Source organism: Curtobacterium sp. MCLR17_039 (assembly GCF_003234745.1).
Taxonomy (GTDB): Bacteria; Actinomycetota; Actinomycetes; order Actinomycetales; family Microbacteriaceae; genus Curtobacterium; species Curtobacterium flaccumfaciens.
Window position 1 is genome coordinate 230,098 of sequence record NZ_QKTF01000001.1, and the last position, 16,202, is coordinate 246,299.

Below are 16,202 nucleotides of genomic sequence, written 5' to 3' on the forward strand. Positions count from 1 at the left end.
CATCTGGGAGCACCGTCGCCGACGACACGCGGTCGTGAGCACCTCGGAGAACCTGTACCATTGGGTGTCGCCGTCGCGAGACGGTGTCAGGAGAATTCGCCTAGTGGCCTATGGCGCACGCTTGGAAAGCGTGTTGGGTGCAAGCCCTCGGGGGTTCGAATCCCCCATTCTCCGCAGCGAGCAAGACCGCAACACCCACGAAGGACCCGCACCGCTTGGTGCGGGTCCTTCGTGGTTCCACAGTCGATCGGTCCCCCACCCTGCGGACGAGCGCGTGCCCTGTTCCCCCTCGGTTGGCCGGGAAACGCCGACCAGGGGTGGAACGGGCTGTCCCCGGTACCCGTCGGTCGCCTATGCTGGCCGAGCGAACGGCTCCGGGACGAGCCGACCGCGGTGCATCGAGCGGCAGGGGCGTCGCTCGGAGGGCGTGCTGGTCAGCGTGCCCGGAACACCCGAGGGGACGAGGAGACGCGCCATGGGGGACACCACCGTGCCCGCAGTGCCCGTGCGGCCCGCCGTCTTCGACACGGTCCTCCGTCCACGCCGGTCCCTCGTCCGTTCCACCGCGCTGAGCATCGCCTTCTCGGCCGTGCCGCTCGCCGTCGCCCTGGTCTGGGTCTCGTTCCCGTTCCGCACGTGGGCCGTGTTCGCCGGCATCGTCGTCGCGATGGCCGCGGCCGTCGGCATCGTGTTCGTCCGACTGCACACCGCGTTCATCGGGATCGACGACGACGGTCTGACGATCCGTGGCGTCCTCACGGCGCACCGTCGGATCCCCCGCGACCGCGTGCACAGCCTGGTGCTCGCCACGACCTTCGGCTCGTCCGTGGACCGGACCGTGCGGGAACTCGTCGCGTTCGACCGGACCGGCACCCACCTCTTCCGGCTCCGTGCCGACGTGTGGGGCGACGACGGGCTCGACCGGGTGGTCGACGCGCTCGGCGTGCAGGTCGTCGAAGAGTCGCGGCCGGTCTCCTCCCGCACCTTCGCGAAGCGCTACCCGACGAGCCGCGCCTGGTACGAGCAGCGGTCGGCGTTCCTGCTCGTCGGCGGCCTCGTCGTGCTGGTCGTCGGCGGGTTGCTCGCCGTCGAGTTCGCCGGCCTCAACGCCCCCTGACCCACCGGCGGACGGGCCAGCGGCCACCGCACGGCACCCGTCAGCACGGCACCGGTCAGCGCGGCACCGGTCAGCGCCGACGCCGCAGCGTCGAGAAGATCCCGCGCACCACTTCCTTCGCGATGGTCCCGCCCAGCCCGGAGCCGAGCAGGTCCGACAGCGGGTCCCCCGCGGATCGCCGCGTCCCGGACCGCCGCGTCCCGGACCGCTGCGTCCCGCCCGACCGACCGGAGCCGCCGGACCGACCGGACCGCCGGGCGTCCGACGCTCGCTCGGCCCGCTCGAACTCCCGCTGCTGCCGCTCATACTCCTGCTGGGCATCCGCCGATGCGTCCGCCGCGGCGGCAGCTGCCTCGTCGGCTGCGGCAGCGGCGTCGGCTGCAGCGGCCGCCGCCTCCATCCGGCGCGCGAGCACCTCGCGCGCCGAGTCCGGATCGACGCGGGTGCCGTAGGTCGACAGGAGCGGTGAGGCCTGCACCCGCGCGGCCATCTCGTCGGCCGGCATCGGGTCCATCGACCCCTGGGGTGCGCGCAGCCGGGTCCACGCGACGGGGGTCGGTGCGCCCCGCTCGTTCATCACCGTGACGATCGCTTCGCCGGTCGCGAGCGACGTGAGGACCTCGCCCAGGTCGTAGTCGCTCGTCGGGTAGGTCGACACCGTCGCCCGGAGCGCCTTCGCGTCGTCCGGGGTGTGGGCGCGGAGCTGGTGCTGGATGCGCGACCCGAGCTGCGCCAGCACGTCGTTCGGCACGTCCTTCGGGGTCTGCGTCACGAAGAAGACCCCGACGCCCTTCGACCGGATGAGCCGCACGGTCCGCACGATCTGCTCGGTGAAGTCCTTCGACGCCCCGTCGAACAGCAGGTGCGCCTCGTCCAGGAAGAACACGAGCTTCGGCTCGTCCTGGTCGCCGACCTCGGGCAGCTCGTTGAACAGGTCCGCCAGCAACCACATCAGGAACGTCGAGAAGACCTCCGGCCGGTCCTGCACACCGGGCACCTCGAGCAGGCTGACGATCCCCCGCCCGTCCGCCGCCGTCCGCAGGAACACCTGCGTGTCGATCTCGGGCGCCCCGAAGAACCGGTCGGCGCCCTGGTCGGCGAAGGTGACGAGCTCGCGCAGGATCACCCCCGCGGTCTGCTTCGACAGGCCCCCGAGCTCGGCGAGTTCCCCCTTGCCCTGCTCGCTCACCAGGAACGTCAGCACGCTCCGCAGGTCGTCGAGGTCCACCAGCGCCAGACCCTGCTGCGTCGCGTAGTGGAACACCAGGCCGAGCGAGGACTCCTGCGTGTCGTTCAGGCCGAGCACCTTCGACAGCAGCAGCGGCCCGAACCCGGAGACGGTGGCACGGATCGGCACGCCCGTACCCTGCCCGCCCAGCGAGAACAGCTCGGCCTGGCTCGCGACGCCCTGCCACTGCTGGCCGATGCCCGCGGTGCGGTCGAGCAGCTTGTCGGTCGCCTGCCCCGCGACGGCCAGACCCGACAGGTCGCCCTTGATGTCGGCGGCGAACACCGGCACGCCGTTCGCCGCGATCTGCTCGGCGAGCACCTGCAGCGTGCGGGTCTTGCCGGTACCGGTCGCCCCGGCCACCAGCCCGTGCCGGTTCAGCATCGCGAGCGGGATGCGGACCTGTACCTCGGGCACCGCTGCGCCGTTGACCAGGGCACCGAGTTCGATCGCACCGCCGTCGACGGCGTAGCCGTCACGGATCGCCGAGACCGCGTCCGGTCCGAGCGGTCCGGTCCCACCCCGGACGGGAGGCGCGGCGCCGGTCGCCGCCGTCGCCACCGGATCCGGGGCGGTCGCCTCGACCGCCGCGGCAGGGGTGGTCGGAGCCGGTGCGGCCGCCGCGGCAGGGGTGGTCGGAGCCGGTGCGGCCGCAGGGGCGGGCTCCGCGTCGGGCGTGAGCCGCGCCTCCAGGCCGGTGGGTGGTGGGGACCCGACGACCGCGGGTTCCGCGTCGGCGGTGCGCTCCGTCTGCTCCTCCACCGCCAGTGCGGCGGCGAGCTCCTCGGCTCGTCGCGCCGCTTCGTCGGCGAGCCGACGTGCCTCGTCGGCGGCCTGTCTCGCTGCCTCGGCAGCCGCCCGTGCCCGCTCCGTCGCGTCGCTCATGGGCTCAGCCTAGGGACCGGAGCGCGCGGCGGTCCGGGTCGTCAGTGCGTGAGCGCGGGGACCGTCCGGGGGCGGACCACGAACCAGAGCATCAGGATCGCGACGGCGGCGGTCGACGCCATCACCATCGCCATCGGGGTGGCCGTCGTGATGCCGAGCCAACCGACGACCGGCGAGATGAGCCCGGCGACACCGAAGTTCAGGGCGCCGAGCACCGAGGCGGCGGTCCCCGCCTCTTTTCCGTGGGCGGCGAGACCGATGACCTGGACGAGCGGGAACGAGAACCCGCACGCGGCGATGAAGAACCACAGCGGCACCAGCACGCCGACCAGACCGGCCCCGAGCTGGTCGAGGACGATGATCGCGACCGACGCCAGCAGCAGGGTCGCGGTCGAGCACGCCAGGATCCACTGCGGACCGACGCGCTGGGCGAGCCGCGACGAGATCTGCACGCCGAGGACGACCCCGACCGAGTTGACGGCGAAGAGCAGTCCGTACTGCTGGGCGTCGAGCCCGTAGACCTGCTGGAACAGGAACGGCGACGCGCTGAGGTACGAGAACAGCCCGCTGAACACCATGGCGCCGATGAGCGCGACACCGACGAAGATCCGGTCGGAGAACAGCGCCTTGTAGCGCTGGCCGATGGTGGAGTGCCCGGCCTCGTGCCGGCGGGCCGGCGGCAGGGTCTCGACGATGAGCAGGATCGACGCGATCACCACCGCCAGGCCGTAGCAGGCGAGGAAGACGAAGATGCCGCGCCAGCTGGTGAACTGCAGCATCTGCGAACCGATGAGCGGCGCGAGGATCGGCGCGAGGCCGTTCACCATCGCCAGGCGGGACAGCATCCGCACCAGCGGTTTGCCGCCGAACAGGTCACGCACCGTCGCCATCGCGACGACACCACCGGCTGCGGCGCCCATGCCCTGCAGCACGCGGAACACGGCGAGCAGCTCGATGTCCGGCGCGGTCGCGGCGCCGATCGACGCGGCGATGTGCACCGTCGTCGCGATGATCAGCGGCAGTCGGCGACCCACCTTGTCGCTCCACGGGCCGACCAGGAGCTGCCCGATGGCGAAGCCGAGCGTCGTCGCGGTGAGCGTCAGCTGGACCGCACCGTCGGTGACGCTGAACTGGTCCTTGATCGCCGGGAACGCCGGCAGGTACAGGTCGATCGTGAACGGACCGAGCGCCGTGAGGGCGCCCAGGACGAAGACGTAGACGAGTCGCTGCCCGCGGGAGAGCGAGTCTCCCGGGTGCAGGACGACCCGGAGCGAACCGGTGGTGGCGGGCGCGGTCACGAGACAGGAGTCCTTCGACGATGAGGGGGCGGGGGTGATCGCGGGTCATCGAATCGATTCGTCCGCGGAACCATCCTACGGTCGCCGGTGCGTGCTCGGCGCCGCCGGTGCCGGCCGCCCGCGTGAAGCGGCTCGTGCTGCCCCTCGGCCGCGCGCGGACCATGCGGTAGCGTCGGACTGCTCGGGGGCCTTCCGGGTGAAGCGGATCAGAAGGGGGTGGGCGTCATGGTGGATGCCCGGATCCTGCACACCACTGCAGCGCTGCGCGAGGCGATCCTGCGACTCGCCGCGGACCGACCGGTCTCGGAGATCACCGTCGCCGACGTCACGCGTGCCGCCGGCATCAACCGGGCCACGTTCTACTCGCACGCCGTCTCCCCCGGGTCGCTGCTCGCCGACGTCCTGACGCCGGAACTCGACCGCATCCGGCAGGACGACGCCGACGAGCGCCGAGCCGCCGCCGACCGGGGCGCCGGAGCCGACGAGCTCGCAGCCATCACCCGGCGCGGCATCAACGCCGTCGTCGAGCACGTGACGACGCACCGCGACATCTACGGCAAGGCGCTGCCGGACCCGAACGACGCGTCGCTGCACCGGCTGCTCGTCGAGCACTTCACGGTGTCGAGTGCCCTGCACATCCGCGAGCTCGATCCCGCACGCCGGCCCGAGCTGCTCGACGACGTCGCCGCGGGGTTCGTGGCGCAGGGGTTCGTCGGGGCGATCGAGGCCTGGCTGGCGGGGCCCCGTCGGTCGCGGAAGGCGCTGGTGGAGACGATCACGCTGTCGTTCCCGGCGTGGTGGAGCTGAGCCGGCCGTTCGTTTCGGTCGTGTGATCGCGTGGGTGCTGGCCTGCTGCCGTGCCCGTGCTGCTCGTGCTGCGCGTGCTGTGCGTGCTGCGCGTGCTGCGCGTGCCTACTCGGCGTCGGTCGTGTCGCCGTCTGACGGGTCGGTCTCCGGCTTCTCGCCGCGCTGCAGGGACTGCACGACCTCGACCGCGGTGGCAGCGACGTCCGCGTCGTCGCCCTCCGACGGCACGCGGTAGTCGGCGGAGACCCCGTCCCCACCGGTGCCGGCGGCGGGCAGCGGGTCGCCGAGGGACACCACGACGACCCCGGCGTCGTGGGCGGTCTGGATCACACCGGTCAGGGCGGACGGTCGGGCCGCGTGCACGAGCAGGGCCTTGGCGCCCTTGCGCACGAGCTGGGCGACCGCGGTCTGCTGTGACGCCGCAGCGCCCGATGCCGGAGCGACCCGGACGTCGGGCCGGAACCCGGCGTCGGTCAGGTCGGTGCGGAGCCGGTCGGCGAGGGCCGCGTCGTCGTGGAGCAGGACGACACCGATCACAGCCTGCTGGTCGAAACCGCCGTCGGAGCTCGTCAGGTCGGTGCTCTGCACCGGTGTGGGGGCAGCCGACGTCGTGCCCTGGCACCCGGCCAGGGTCAGGGCCGCCGCCAGGGCGACGGTCACGGCGACGATGCGCAGCACGGGGTCTCCTCTTCGGTCCGGTCTGCCACGCTACCCGGCGGCCGGGCCGTGCGACGACGGAGTCCGCGACGGGACGGATCCGCCCGGGCCCACCGGGGCCGTCGTCGCCGGCGCCGGCACGGGGCCGAGCCGTCGGACGGCCGCGATCGCCAGCGCAGCGAAACCGATCATCGCCGCGAAGACCAGGGGGAACGACACCGTGCCGTCGGCACCACCGGTCGCGGTGAAGAGCAGGCCGGTCACCGCGAGACCGATCACGCTGCCGGCTGCGTCAGCGATCGTCAGGGCCGAGCTCGCGAACCCGTCGTCGCCCTCGCCGGAGAACCGCAGGGTCAGCATCGAGGCGCGCGGGTAGATCGCGCCCATGCCCGCGCCACCGACGAACCAGCCGGCGACCAGCACCCACCACGACAGGTCGAACGTCGCGACCGCGAGCGCGGTCACCAGGCTGACGAGCACCAGCGTCAGCCCGACCCCGAAGGTGCGACGGGCGGTGAGCCGCTGTTCCCCCAGACGACCGTGCGCCCAGCTCGAAGCAGCCCAGCTGAGTGCCGCCACCGTCAGGGCCAGCCCCGCAGCGGACGGTGACAACCCGTGTTCGGCCTGCAGCAGGAACGGCACGTACGCCTCGCTCCCGAAGAACGACGCGGCGACGAGCCCGCGCAGGAGCACGACCGACGGCAGCCCGGCCGCGGCCCGGAACGTGCCGGTCGGCAGCAGCGGCCGCAGGGCGAACCAGGTGCCGACCAACCCGACGAGCACCGCCGCGACCATGCCCCACGGGGTCAGGTCGGGCGCGACGTTGAGCAGCAGGATCGACACGGCAGCGGCCACCGACCAGCCGATCCTGAGCCGCTGCCACGGCGGGCGGAGCGACGCGGCCGGAGCGTGCACCCGGCCGAGGGTCGGCACGAGCAGGGCGAAGGCGACCAGCGCGATCGCCAGCGCCCCGGCGAACACCCAATGCCAGTTCCAGGTGTCGGTGACGATGCCGGCCAGGGCGGGGCCGATCAACGCCGGCACGACCCAGGCCGCGGCGAACCCGGCGAACACCGGGCCGTGCAGCTCGGCGGGGAAGATCCGGGCGACGAGCACGTAGAGCACCACGTCGATGGCCCCGGCGCCGAACCCCTCGATGAGCCGGCCGGCCAGGAACACCTCCATGGTCGGCGCGAGCATGACCACGGCGGTCCCCACCGCGAAGAACGCCGCCGACACCCACGCCACGATCCGGCCACCGGCGCGATCGGTCCAGTTGCCGGCGAGCACCATCCCCGGCACCCCGGCGGCGAGCGGGGCGGCGAAGGCGAGCGCGTACAGGGTCTCGCCGTCGAGGTCGCGGCTGATCACCGGCATGATCGTCGTCATCGCCAGGTTCTGGAACGCCGCGACGCCGACGATCGCGACCATGCCGATCGTCGCGAGGGCGTACGGCCCGCTCAGCAGGCTGGTCCGCGACGCCGTTGTGCTCATCTACGACATCGTAGGGGCGAGGGGTGACGGTGTGGCAGCGGTCCCGCGTCAGCGGTCCCGTGTCAGCGGTCCGCGTCACCGGGCCACGCGTCAGCGCGTCAGCGCCTGCTCCAGGTCCGCCACCAGGTCGCCGGCGTCCTCGATGCCGACCGACAGCCGCACGACGTTCTCCGGTACGGCCAGCTCGGTGCCCTTGACCGACGCGTGGGTCATCTCGCTCGGGTACCCGATGAGCGACTCCACGCCACCGAGCGACTCGGCCAGGGCGAACAGCTCCGTCGACTCCGCGAACCGCTTCGCGGCCTCGGCGCCGCCGGACAGCGCGACCGAGAGCATCCCGCCGAAGCCACGCATCTGGCGGGCGGCGACGTCGTGCCCCGGGTGGTCGGGCAGGCCCGGGTAGTAGACGCGCTCGACGCCGGGCGCGACGACGAGCGCCTCGGCGACGGCCTGCGCGTTCCGCGAGTGCCGCTCCATCCGCACCGCGAGCGTCTTGATGCCACGGGTGGTCAGGTAGGCGTCGAACGGCGACGAGATCGCACCCGCGCCGAACTGCAGGAACTGCACCTTCGCCGCGAGCTCCTCGTCCGCGAGCACGACGGCTCCGCCGACGACGTCGGAGTGTCCGCCGAGGTACTTCGTGGTCGAGTACACGACGACGTCGGCGCCGAGCGACAGCGGCTGCTGCAGGTACGGCGACGCGAACGTGTTGTCGACGACCACCAGGGCGCCCGACTCGTGCCCGAGGGTCGCGAGCGCGGCGATGTCGGCGATCTTCATGAGCGGGTTCGTCGGCGTCTCGACCCACAGCACCGTCGTGGCCGGTGCCCCCTGCAGTGCCGCGCGGACCTGGTCGAGGTCGCTCATGTCGACGACGACGAGCTCGACACCCCACGGAACGTGCAGCCGACTCACCAGGCGGTGGGTGCCGCCGTACACGTCGTTGCCCATCACGACACGGCCACCGGGGACCAGCGCGGCGCGGAGCAGGGCGTCCTCGGCGGCGAGTCCGGACGCGAACGACGACGCCGCGACGCCCCCGTCGAGGTCGGCGAGGAGCACCTGCAGCGAGTCGCGCGTCGGGTTGCCGGCGCGCGAGTACTCGTAGCCGTTGCGCATGCCGCCGACGCCGTCCTGCACGTACGTCGACGTCAGGTGGATCGGCGGGATGACGGCGCCGGTGGTCTCGTCGGGCTCCTGGCCGGCGTGGACGGCTCGGGTGCTGAACTCGGTCATGCTCGGTGGTTCCTTACTCGGAGAGGTAGGTGAGGAGGTCGTGCCGGGTCAGCACGGTGACGGGCTTGCCGTCCTCGACGACGAGGAGCGCGTCGGCCGACTCGAGCGCACGACGTGCCGCGGAGACCGACTCGCCGACGCCGATGAGCGGCAGCGGGTCGCCGACGAAGCCGGTGAGCGCGTCCGACATCTTCGCGGTGCCGGTGAAGACCTGCTCGAGCAGTGCCTTCTCCTCGACGGCGCCGACGACCTCGCCGATGACGACGGGCGGCTCCGCGCTGAGCACCGGCATCTGCGAGACGCCGTACTTGGTCATGATGTCGACGACGTCGCGCACGGTGTCCGCCGGGTGCGCGTGCACCAGGTCGGGCAGGCGGCCGTCCTTGCCGGCGATGAGCGAGCCGACGGTGCGCTCGTCGTCGGTCTCGGCGAAGCCGTAGGAGCGCATCCACCGGTCGTTGAAGATCTTGCCGAGGTAGCCGCGGCCGCCGTCCGGCAGCAGCACGACGACGACGTCGTCCTCAGTCAGGTCACGGGCGGCGCGGAGTGCCGCGACGACGGCCATGCCGCTCGAGCCGCCGACGAGCAGTCCTTCTTCACGCGCCAGGCGACGGGTCATCGCGAAGGAGTCGGCGTCCGACACGGCGATGATCTCGTCCGGCACGCCGGCGTCGTACGCGCTCGGCCAGAAGTCCTCGCCGACGCCCTCGACCAGGTACGGGCGACCGGTGCCGCCGGAGTAGACGGAGCCCTCGGGGTCGGCCCCGACGATGCGGACGCCGCCGTCGGACGCCTCCTTCAGGTACCGTCCGGTGCCGGAGATCGTGCCGCCGGTGCCGACGCCCGCGACGAAGTGGGTAATCTGCCCCTCGGTGTCGCGCCAGATCTCCGGACCGGTGGTCTCGTAGTGGCTGCGGGGACCGTTCGGGTTCGCGTACTGGTTCGGCTTGTAGGCGCCGGGGATCTCCTGCACGAGCCGGTCCGACACCGAGTAGTAGGACTCGGGGTGCTCCGGCGCGACCGCGGTCGGGGTGACGACGATCTCGGCGCCGTACGCCGTCAGCACGTTGCGCTTGTCCTCGCCGACCTTGTCGGGCAGCACGAAGACGCACCGGTAGCCGCGCTGCTGTGCGACCAGGGCCAGACCGACGCCGGTGTTGCCGGAGGTCGGTTCGACGATGGTGCCGCCGGGGCGCAGGTCACCGGAGGCCTCGGCCGCGTCGATGATCCGGGTGGCGATGCGGTCCTTCGACGACCCACCGGGGTTCAGGTACTCGACCTTCACGAGGATGGTCGCCCGCACCCCCTCGGTCACCCGGTTGAGCTTGACGAGCGGGGTGTCGCCGACGAGGTCGACGACGGAGTTCGCGTAACGCACGCCGTCGAGTCTAGGACGCGGTCCCCGCGTCCCGCTGGGATGTGTCGTGTGCGGACAACGCTCCGGGATCCCGCGGCGGACGGCGAGCCCTGGTCGCGCTGCGCGCCGGACGGGAGGCCCGTGCGGACGCCGCCACGGGCCTCCTGTCCGGCGCCCGGTCGCGACCGTCAGGGGCGAACGACGTCCGCCGACGAGTTCTGCTGTCGGTGCAGCTGCGCGTACGTGCCGTCGAGGGCGAGGAGTTCGTCGTGCGTGCCCTGCTCGACGATCTGGCCGTGGTCGAGGACGAAGATGACGTCGGCGTCGCGGATCGTCGACAGCCGGTGCGCGATGGAGATGGTGGTCCGCCCGGCCGCCGCCGTGTCGAGCGCCGTCTGCACGACGTGCTCCGAGATGGAGTCGAGCGCGCTGGTGGCCTCGTCGAGGACGAGCACCGGCGGGTCCTTCAGCATGACCCGGGCGATGGCGATGCGCTGCTTCTCACCACCGGACAGGCGGTAGCCGCGCTCCCCCACCACGGTGTCGTAGCCGTCCGGGAACGACGCGATCGTGTCGTGGATGTTCGCCGCACGGGCCGCACGCTCGAGCTCGTCGTCGGTGGCGTCGGGCTTGGCGTACCGCAGGTTCTCGCCGATCGTGGCGTGGAACAGGTACGTCTCCTGGCTGACGATGCCGACGTGCCGCATCAGGTCCTCGTGCACCAGGTCGCGGACGTCCTGCCCGGCGAACCGTACCGATCCCTCGGTCGCCTCGTACAGCCGGGGCACCAGGTAGGACACCGTCGTCTTGCCCGCGCCGGAGGGACCGACGAAGGCCGCGAACTGCCCGGGGCGGAGCTCGAACGACACCCCGCGCAGGGTCGGCTTGTCGGCTTCGCCGTCGGGGTAGGTGAAGACGACGTCGTCGAAGGCGACGTGGCCGACCTTCGACTCGTCCACGGGCCGGGCGGTCGGCGAGTCGGTGATGGCCGGCTTGAGGTCGAAGTACTCGAAGATGCGGGCGAAGAGCGCACCGGAGGTCTGCAGGTCGAGGACCACGCGCAGCAGCCCGACCGTCGGGAACAGCAGCCGGGACTGCACCGTCGTGAACGCGACGATCGTCCCGGCCGTGATCGGGACGTCGCCGATGATCAGGTACGCGGCGACGACGTAGATGATCGCCGGGATGATCGACAGGAAGATCTGCACGATCGCGAAGAACCACTGCCCGGACATCTGCTGGCGCACCTGCAGGGTGATCTGGTTGCGGTTCTCGTCCCCGTAGCGGCGGGTCTCGCTGGCCTGCTGGTTGAAGCTCTTCGCGAGCAGGATGCCGGAGACGCTCAGCGCCTCTTGCGTGATGGCCGTCATGTCGGACAGCGACTCCTGCGTCTGCGCGGCGATGCGGGCCCGGACCTGGCCGACGCGGCGCTGCGCGATCACGAGCAGCGGCAGCAGGACGACGGCGACCAGCGTCATCTGCCAGCTCAGCAGGAGCATCGCGACCACGGCGGCGATCACGGTCACGGTGTTGCCGAGCACCGACGAGATCGTGTTGTTCAGCACGCTCGCCACGCCGCCCACGTCGTTCTGCAGGCGTGACTGGATGACGCCGGTCTTGGTGCGGGTGAAGAACGCGAGTTCCATCCGCTGCAGGTGCGCGAACAGGCGCATCCGCATCGCACCCATGACCTTGTTGCCGACCGTCGCGGTCAGGTACGTCTGCCAGACGCCGACCCCGGCGCTCGCGATCCAGAGCAGGACCATCGCGGACACGAGCTCGATCAGCACCGGGACGTCCGGGCGGCCCGACGGCGGGAACAGCCCACGGTCGAACGCCTGCTGGGTGAGCAGTGGCGGCACGACCGAGATGGCCGCACCGATCAGCACGAGGACGACCGTGAGCATGATCGCCCGACGGTGCGGCTCGAACAGCGCGGCGATGCGCCGGACCAGGTGCGGGATCCTCGGCGCCTCGGCGTTGGCGGCCTTCTGCGCACGGAAGTCGCCGCTCGAGATGCGCCCACCCCCGCGCGGACCGCCGCCTCGCCCGCCGTGTCCCATGCTCATGGAGCCACCGTAGCCCCGCGCTCGGACATCGACCGCTCTCTCCACAGCACCGCAGTATTTGACCCCGTTCAGGGGGCGTGCGAGCATGTGCCGTCCCCGTCCCCGCACCACCGAGGTCCCATGTCGTCCGCGCCGTCACGTCCCACGTCCCTGGGGGCGCAGCTCGCCCGCCGCAAGCCGATCGAGCAGCTGCAGGCCGAAGCCTCCCGAGGTGTCAACGGTGAACCCCTCCGCCGATCGCTCGGGGTCTGGCAGCTGACGATGATCAGCGTCGGGGCCACGCTCGGCACCGGCATCCTGGTCGTCCTCGGCACCGCGGTCCCGCTCGCCGGTCCCGCCGTCTGGATCTCGTTCGTCGTCGCCGGGATCGCCGCGCTGCTGTCCGCGCTGTCCTACGCCGAGATGGCGGGCGCCGTCCCGACCTCGGGGTCCAGCTACTCGTACACGTACGCCACGATGGGCGAGGGCATCGCCTGGATCTGCGGCTGGTGCCTCGTGCTCGAGTACGCCGTCTCGGTGGCCGCGGTCGCGGTGGGTGCCAGCGAGTACGTCGACGAGACCCTCCGTGTGTTCGGCCTGCACCTGCCCACCGCGCTCGCCGCTCCCCCGGTCGACGGCGGCGTGGTCAACCTGCCCGCGGCGGTGCTGGTCCTGCTCGCCACCGTCGTGCTGCTGCCCGGTGCCCGCGAGAGCGCCTGGGTGAACACGGTCATGGTGATCGTGAAGATCGCCCTGCTGGTCTTCTTCGTCGTCGTGGCGTTCACGGCGTTCCGGGCGCAGAACTTCGAGCCGCTCGCACCGATGGGCGCCGCCGGGGTCACCGCCGCCGCATCACGGCTGTTCTTCTCGTACATCGGCTTCGACGCCGCCTCGACCGCCGGTGAAGAGGCGAAGAACCCCCGCCGCGACCTGCCCCGGGCGATCATCGGCTCGATCGCGCTCATCACGGCGCTGTACATCCTCGTCGCGATCGCCGCCGTCGGGGCCCGCTCGTGGACCGCGTTCTCGTCGTCCGAAGCGTCACTCGTCCGCATCGTCGTCGACGTCACGGGGCAGCCGCTCGTCGCCCTCGTGTTCTCGATCGGCGCCGTCGTCGCCATCGCCAGTGTCGTCCTCACCGTCCTGTACGGCCAGACCCGCATCCTGCTCACGATGTCCCGCGACGGCCTGGTACCGAAGGTCTTCGGGCGGGTCTCCCGTCGTACCGGCACCCCGATCGCGAACACGCTCATCATCGGCATCGCCGTGACGATCGTCGCCGCGCTCGTGCCCCTCGGTGAACTCGCCGACGCCACGAGCATCGGCACCCTCGTCGCGTTCGCCCTGGTGAACGTGTCCGTCATCGTGCTCCGCCGCTCGCAGCCCGACCTGGAGCGCTCGTACCGGGTGCCGCTGTTCCCCGTCGTGCCGATCCTCGGCACCCTGAGCTGCGTGCTGCTCGCGGTGTTCCTCGGCGCCACCACCTGGATCGCCTTCGGCATCTGGATGGTCGCTGGCGCCGTGCTCTACCTGGCCTACGGCCGCCGCCACAGCACCCTGCGCTGACGCGCCGCCGCGGCGCGCCCGCCGCGCGACGACCTCACGCGCTCGCTCCTGCCAAAGCGACAGATGTACGCGGAACGTTCGCGGCACTCTGTCGCTCTGCCGGGAGGCGTGACTTCCTTCCCGCGAGAAGTGTCGCTATGGCAGTACCAAGATGCCAGGTCGTCATCGGCACGGCACACCGTGCTGACGGAACAGGGTTCGAAGGCGCTCCGGCACGACGAGGTGCTCCCAGTACACGCGGACGAACCCGTTGACCTCGCCGCGAGCACGGACCCGGTCCTCGCGCTGCTTCTCCCTCCAGACGGCGTCGGCGCCGCTCCTCCCCCGCAGCATCTCGCGGTCCTCGTACTTCTGCCGGCCGTCGAACTCGATCACGATCCCCTGCCTCGGCAACCAGAAGTCGACCCGGTCGACGGCACCGTCCACGCCGACGAACTCGTGCTGCGGTTCCATGTCAGGGCAGCCGAGCTCGGCCCCACGCGCTGCGAAGTAGGACTCGCCCACCGACGCGGACATCGCAGATCTCCAACGCGTGCTCAAGGCGGACCGCGCCCCACGGACCGGCAATCAGCGCCAGGTGCTCGAGGTCTTCGTGCCGGACTCCGTTGCGGAGTGCGTGATCCAGCCCGACGACCGCCGCGGCCAGGGATCCCCGACGAGCAAGCTCGATAGTCGTCTGCGCGAGAGCGGTGTACTCGACGCCGTGGAAACGGTGCCCCGACACGTGCGAGGACCCGGCGTGCATCGTCAGCCCGGTACGTCGGAGGTCATGCTCCAGCCCGGGCACGTTCGCATGGACGCGCTCCGGCCACTGGTCGAGACGAGGTGCGCCGAGGATCGCAGCCGCTGAGTCGAGCGACCACACAGCGCCTCCGCGGAGCAGCGGGAGAGCGGCACGCATGCGGACGAGGTGTCGGCTCCGGCCGTCGAGCGCGTCCCACGCCGAGCGGTCGACGTAGACGCCATGCCGCACGCGGACGAGTTCGCCGGCCAGCTTGCGGCGCTGCAGCTGTCGTGCGTCCGCGCGCTCGAGTCTGTTCGTCCGGAACAGCGCGATGGCATTGGCAGGGTGCATGGCAACACTCTGTCGGCCAGCGCAACCGATGTCGGCGACGTTCGACGGTCTGTGGAGAACCCACGCGCCTCCAGGCAGTCGTGCGGCGATGCCAAAACGACGACTCTCCAGAAGCGGGCACAGTCAAAGGCGCCGAAGCGACAAGAATCCGTGATCTTCCAGGGCCCATCTGTCGCTTCGGCGAAAGCGACAAAAAGCGCGAAACGTCGCCGCGCCCGCCGCGCGCGGCACCCGCACACGACGAAGGCCGCCGCCCCGAGGGGCAGCGGCCTTCGTGACCGGAACGGTCGAGACTACGCGAGCTCGATCGTGGCGCCAGCGGCCTCGAGGGTTGCCTTCGCCTTGTCGGCGGTCTCCTTGTTCGCACCCTCGAGGATCTTGGCGTCGGCGGTCTCGACGAGCGCCTTGGCCTCACCGAGGCCGAGCGACGTCAGGCCACGGACCTCCTTGATGACCTGGATCTTCTTGTCACCAGCGGACTTGAGGATGACGTCGAACTCGGTCTTCTCCTCAGCGGCCTCGGCCGGAGCAGCTGCGCCGGCGGGGGCGGCAGCGGCGACCGGGGCGGCCGCGGTGACCTCGAAGACCTCTTCGAACTTCTTCACGAAGTCCGAGAGCTCGATGAGCGTGAGCTCCTTGAAGGCCTCGATGAGCTCGTCCTGCGAAAGCTTCGCCATGATTTTCTCCTACTACTAGCTAGTACGTGTGGTTGATGAACGCGAGCCTGATCAGGCCGCGGACTCCTGCTTCTCGCGAAGGGCGTCCACGGTGCGGACGGCCTGCGAGAGGGGTGCCTGGAACAGGTACGCAGCACCGAACAGCGAGGCCTTGAGTGCGCCGGCGAGCTTGCCGAGCAGCACTTCACGGGACTCGAGGTCGGCGAGCTTGTCCACCTCGGTCGCGGTGAGCGGGTTACCGTCGAAGTAACCGCCCTTCACCACGAGCTCGGGGTTCGCCTTGGCGAATGCACGCAGCGACTTCGCGACGGCGACGGTGTCACCGTGGACGAAGGCGAGAGCGGACGGACCGGCGAGCTCGTCGTCGAACGACGAGATGCCGGCGTTGTTCGCCGCGATCTTGGTCAGCGTGTTCTTCACCACGGCGTACGTGGCGTGCTCACGGATCGAGTTGCGGAGCTCCTTGAGCTGCGCGACCGTGAGACCGCGGTACTCGGTGAGCAGAACGGCGTTCGAGCTACGGAAGGACTCCGTGAGCTCGGCGACCGCAGCTTCCTTGTTCGCCATGGTTCTCCTTGGGGGTCTTGCCGGCAGCCCCAGGTCCACGAACGAAAAAAGCTCCGGCGCAGAGGCTCGGAGCTGCTCTCACCAGATGGTGGGAGTGGTTCGGAACACCTGCGCGGGATGCCTCACGAGTGAGGACCTTCGGTCACGATGTTCACAAACACGTTGCGAGCAGCACGACATCCGGCGGTCT

14 protein-coding genes and 1 tRNA gene are annotated in these 16,202 nt (G+C 71.1%); 4 read left to right on the top strand and 11 right to left on the bottom strand.

Going from position 1 to position 16,202, the window contains the following annotated elements; genetic code table 11:
- Positions 1-89: 89 nt before the first annotated feature.
- Together DEJ00_RS01020 and DEJ00_RS01025 are read left to right on the top strand one after the other, a co-directional pair.
- Positions 90-174, top strand: a tRNA-Ser gene (locus DEJ00_RS01020).
- A 301-nt stretch (positions 175-475) separates the two neighbouring features.
- A complete protein-coding gene (locus DEJ00_RS01025) occupies positions 476-1,117 on the top strand; it encodes a hypothetical protein (protein WP_027466388.1) in 642 nt (213 codons plus the stop codon).
- A gap of 70 nt (positions 1,118-1,187) precedes the next feature.
- Here the strand turns inward: DEJ00_RS01025 and DEJ00_RS01030 are convergent, their stop codons facing one another.
- Together DEJ00_RS01030 and DEJ00_RS01035 are read right to left on the bottom strand one after the other, a co-directional pair.
- Positions 1,188-3,230 carry a helicase HerA-like domain-containing protein gene (locus DEJ00_RS01030; protein ID WP_111056160.1) on the bottom strand — a complete coding sequence of 681 codons (2,043 nt, stop codon included), beginning with the start codon at positions 3,228-3,230 and terminating at the stop codon, positions 1,188-1,190.
- A gap of 41 nt (positions 3,231-3,271) precedes the next feature.
- The gene (locus DEJ00_RS01035) at positions 3,272-4,528 is read right to left on the bottom strand and encodes a multidrug effflux MFS transporter (RefSeq protein ID WP_111056161.1); all 1,257 of its coding nucleotides are present in this window, start codon (positions 4,526-4,528) and stop codon (positions 3,272-3,274) included.
- Positions 4,529-4,753: 225 nt separating this feature from the next.
- Between DEJ00_RS01035 and DEJ00_RS01040 the strand changes: the two genes are divergently transcribed.
- Entirely contained in the window at positions 4,754-5,335 is a 582-nt protein-coding gene (locus tag DEJ00_RS01040; RefSeq protein ID WP_139179218.1) for a TetR/AcrR family transcriptional regulator, read from the top strand.
- A gap of 105 nt (positions 5,336-5,440) precedes the next feature.
- On the opposite strand, the gene DEJ00_RS01045 is transcribed toward DEJ00_RS01040, so the two are convergent.
- The 5 genes from DEJ00_RS01045 to DEJ00_RS01065 all read right to left on the bottom strand — a co-directional run bounded on the left by DEJ00_RS01045 (position 5,441) and on the right by DEJ00_RS01065 (position 12,142).
- Positions 5,441-6,013, bottom strand: coding sequence for a substrate-binding domain-containing protein (locus tag DEJ00_RS01045; protein ID WP_027466385.1), 573 nt, complete (start codon positions 6,011-6,013; stop codon positions 5,441-5,443).
- A 30-nt stretch (positions 6,014-6,043) separates the two neighbouring features.
- The gene (locus tag DEJ00_RS01050; protein ID WP_111056162.1) at positions 6,044-7,486 is read right to left on the bottom strand and encodes an MFS transporter; all 1,443 of its coding nucleotides are present in this window, start codon (positions 7,484-7,486) and stop codon (positions 6,044-6,046) included.
- A 90-nt stretch (positions 7,487-7,576) separates the two neighbouring features.
- Entirely contained in the window at positions 7,577-8,722 is a 1,146-nt protein-coding gene (locus DEJ00_RS01055) for a cystathionine gamma-synthase (RefSeq protein WP_017888669.1), read from the bottom strand.
- A 13-nt stretch (positions 8,723-8,735) separates the two neighbouring features.
- Entirely contained in the window at positions 8,736-10,100 is a 1,365-nt protein-coding gene (locus DEJ00_RS01060; protein ID WP_027466384.1) for a cystathionine beta-synthase, read from the bottom strand.
- Between the two features lie 167 nt (positions 10,101-10,267).
- Positions 10,268-12,142: an ABC transporter ATP-binding protein gene (locus DEJ00_RS01065; RefSeq protein ID WP_027466383.1), complete on the bottom strand. Its 1,875-nt coding sequence runs from the start codon at positions 12,140-12,142 to the stop codon at positions 10,268-10,270.
- Between the two features lie 126 nt (positions 12,143-12,268).
- Here DEJ00_RS01065 and DEJ00_RS01070 point away from each other — a divergent pair, with 126 nt between their 5' ends.
- A complete protein-coding gene (locus DEJ00_RS01070; RefSeq protein ID WP_111056163.1) occupies positions 12,269-13,693 on the top strand; it encodes an amino acid permease in 1,425 nt (474 codons plus the stop codon).
- A gap of 162 nt (positions 13,694-13,855) precedes the next feature.
- Here DEJ00_RS01070 and DEJ00_RS01075 read toward each other — a convergent pair whose 3' ends face one another.
- From DEJ00_RS01075 to rplJ, 4 genes are all read right to left on the bottom strand, one after another.
- Entirely contained in the window at positions 13,856-14,146 is a 291-nt protein-coding gene (locus tag DEJ00_RS01075; protein WP_111056164.1) for a hypothetical protein, read from the bottom strand.
- A 1-nt stretch (position 14,147) separates the two neighbouring features.
- On the bottom strand, positions 14,148-14,768 hold the full coding sequence (locus tag DEJ00_RS01080) for a hypothetical protein (protein WP_111056165.1): 621 nt from the start codon (positions 14,766-14,768) through the stop codon (positions 14,148-14,150).
- A 293-nt stretch (positions 14,769-15,061) separates the two neighbouring features.
- Positions 15,062-15,445 (bottom strand): 50S ribosomal protein L7/L12, encoded by a 384-nt coding sequence (gene rplL / locus DEJ00_RS01085; RefSeq protein WP_027466380.1) that lies wholly within the window; start codon positions 15,443-15,445, stop codon positions 15,062-15,064.
- A gap of 51 nt (positions 15,446-15,496) precedes the next feature.
- On the bottom strand, positions 15,497-16,012 hold the full coding sequence (rplJ, locus tag DEJ00_RS01090) for a 50S ribosomal protein L10 (RefSeq protein ID WP_017888663.1): 516 nt from the start codon (positions 16,010-16,012) through the stop codon (positions 15,497-15,499).
- Positions 16,013-16,202: the final 190 nt, after the last annotated feature.

What these genes read in the sequence shown, in the direction of transcription:
- DEJ00_RS01065 (WP_027466383.1), bottom strand. Translation starts at nt 12,142, where the DNA reads ATGGGACACGGCGGGCGAGGCGGCGGTCCGCGCGGGGGTGGGCGCATC.
- DEJ00_RS01055 (WP_017888669.1), bottom strand. Translation starts at nt 8,722, where the DNA reads ATGACCGAGTTCAGCACCCGAGCCGTCCACGCCGGCCAGGAGCCCGAC.
- rplJ (WP_017888663.1), bottom strand. Translation starts at nt 16,012, where the DNA reads ATGGCGAACAAGGAAGCTGCGGTCGCCGAGCTCACGGAGTCCTTCCGT.
- DEJ00_RS01080 (WP_111056165.1), bottom strand. Translation starts at nt 14,768, where the DNA reads ATGCACCCTGCCAATGCCATCGCGCTGTTCCGGACGAACAGACTCGAG.
- DEJ00_RS01030 (WP_111056160.1), bottom strand. Translation starts at nt 3,230, where the DNA reads ATGAGCGACGCGACGGAGCGGGCACGGGCGGCTGCCGAGGCAGCGAGA.
- DEJ00_RS01070 (WP_111056163.1), top strand. Translation starts at nt 12,269, where the DNA reads ATGTCGTCCGCGCCGTCACGTCCCACGTCCCTGGGGGCGCAGCTCGCC.
- DEJ00_RS01025 (WP_027466388.1), top strand. Translation starts at nt 476, where the DNA reads ATGGGGGACACCACCGTGCCCGCAGTGCCCGTGCGGCCCGCCGTCTTC.
- rplL (WP_027466380.1), bottom strand. Translation starts at nt 15,445, where the DNA reads ATGGCGAAGCTTTCGCAGGACGAGCTCATCGAGGCCTTCAAGGAGCTC.
- DEJ00_RS01050 (WP_111056162.1), bottom strand. Translation starts at nt 7,486, where the DNA reads ATGAGCACAACGGCGTCGCGGACCAGCCTGCTGAGCGGGCCGTACGCC.
- DEJ00_RS01075 (WP_111056164.1), bottom strand. Translation starts at nt 14,146, where the DNA reads ATGGAACCGCAGCACGAGTTCGTCGGCGTGGACGGTGCCGTCGACCGG.
- DEJ00_RS01040 (WP_139179218.1), top strand. Translation starts at nt 4,754, where the DNA reads ATGGTGGATGCCCGGATCCTGCACACCACTGCAGCGCTGCGCGAGGCG.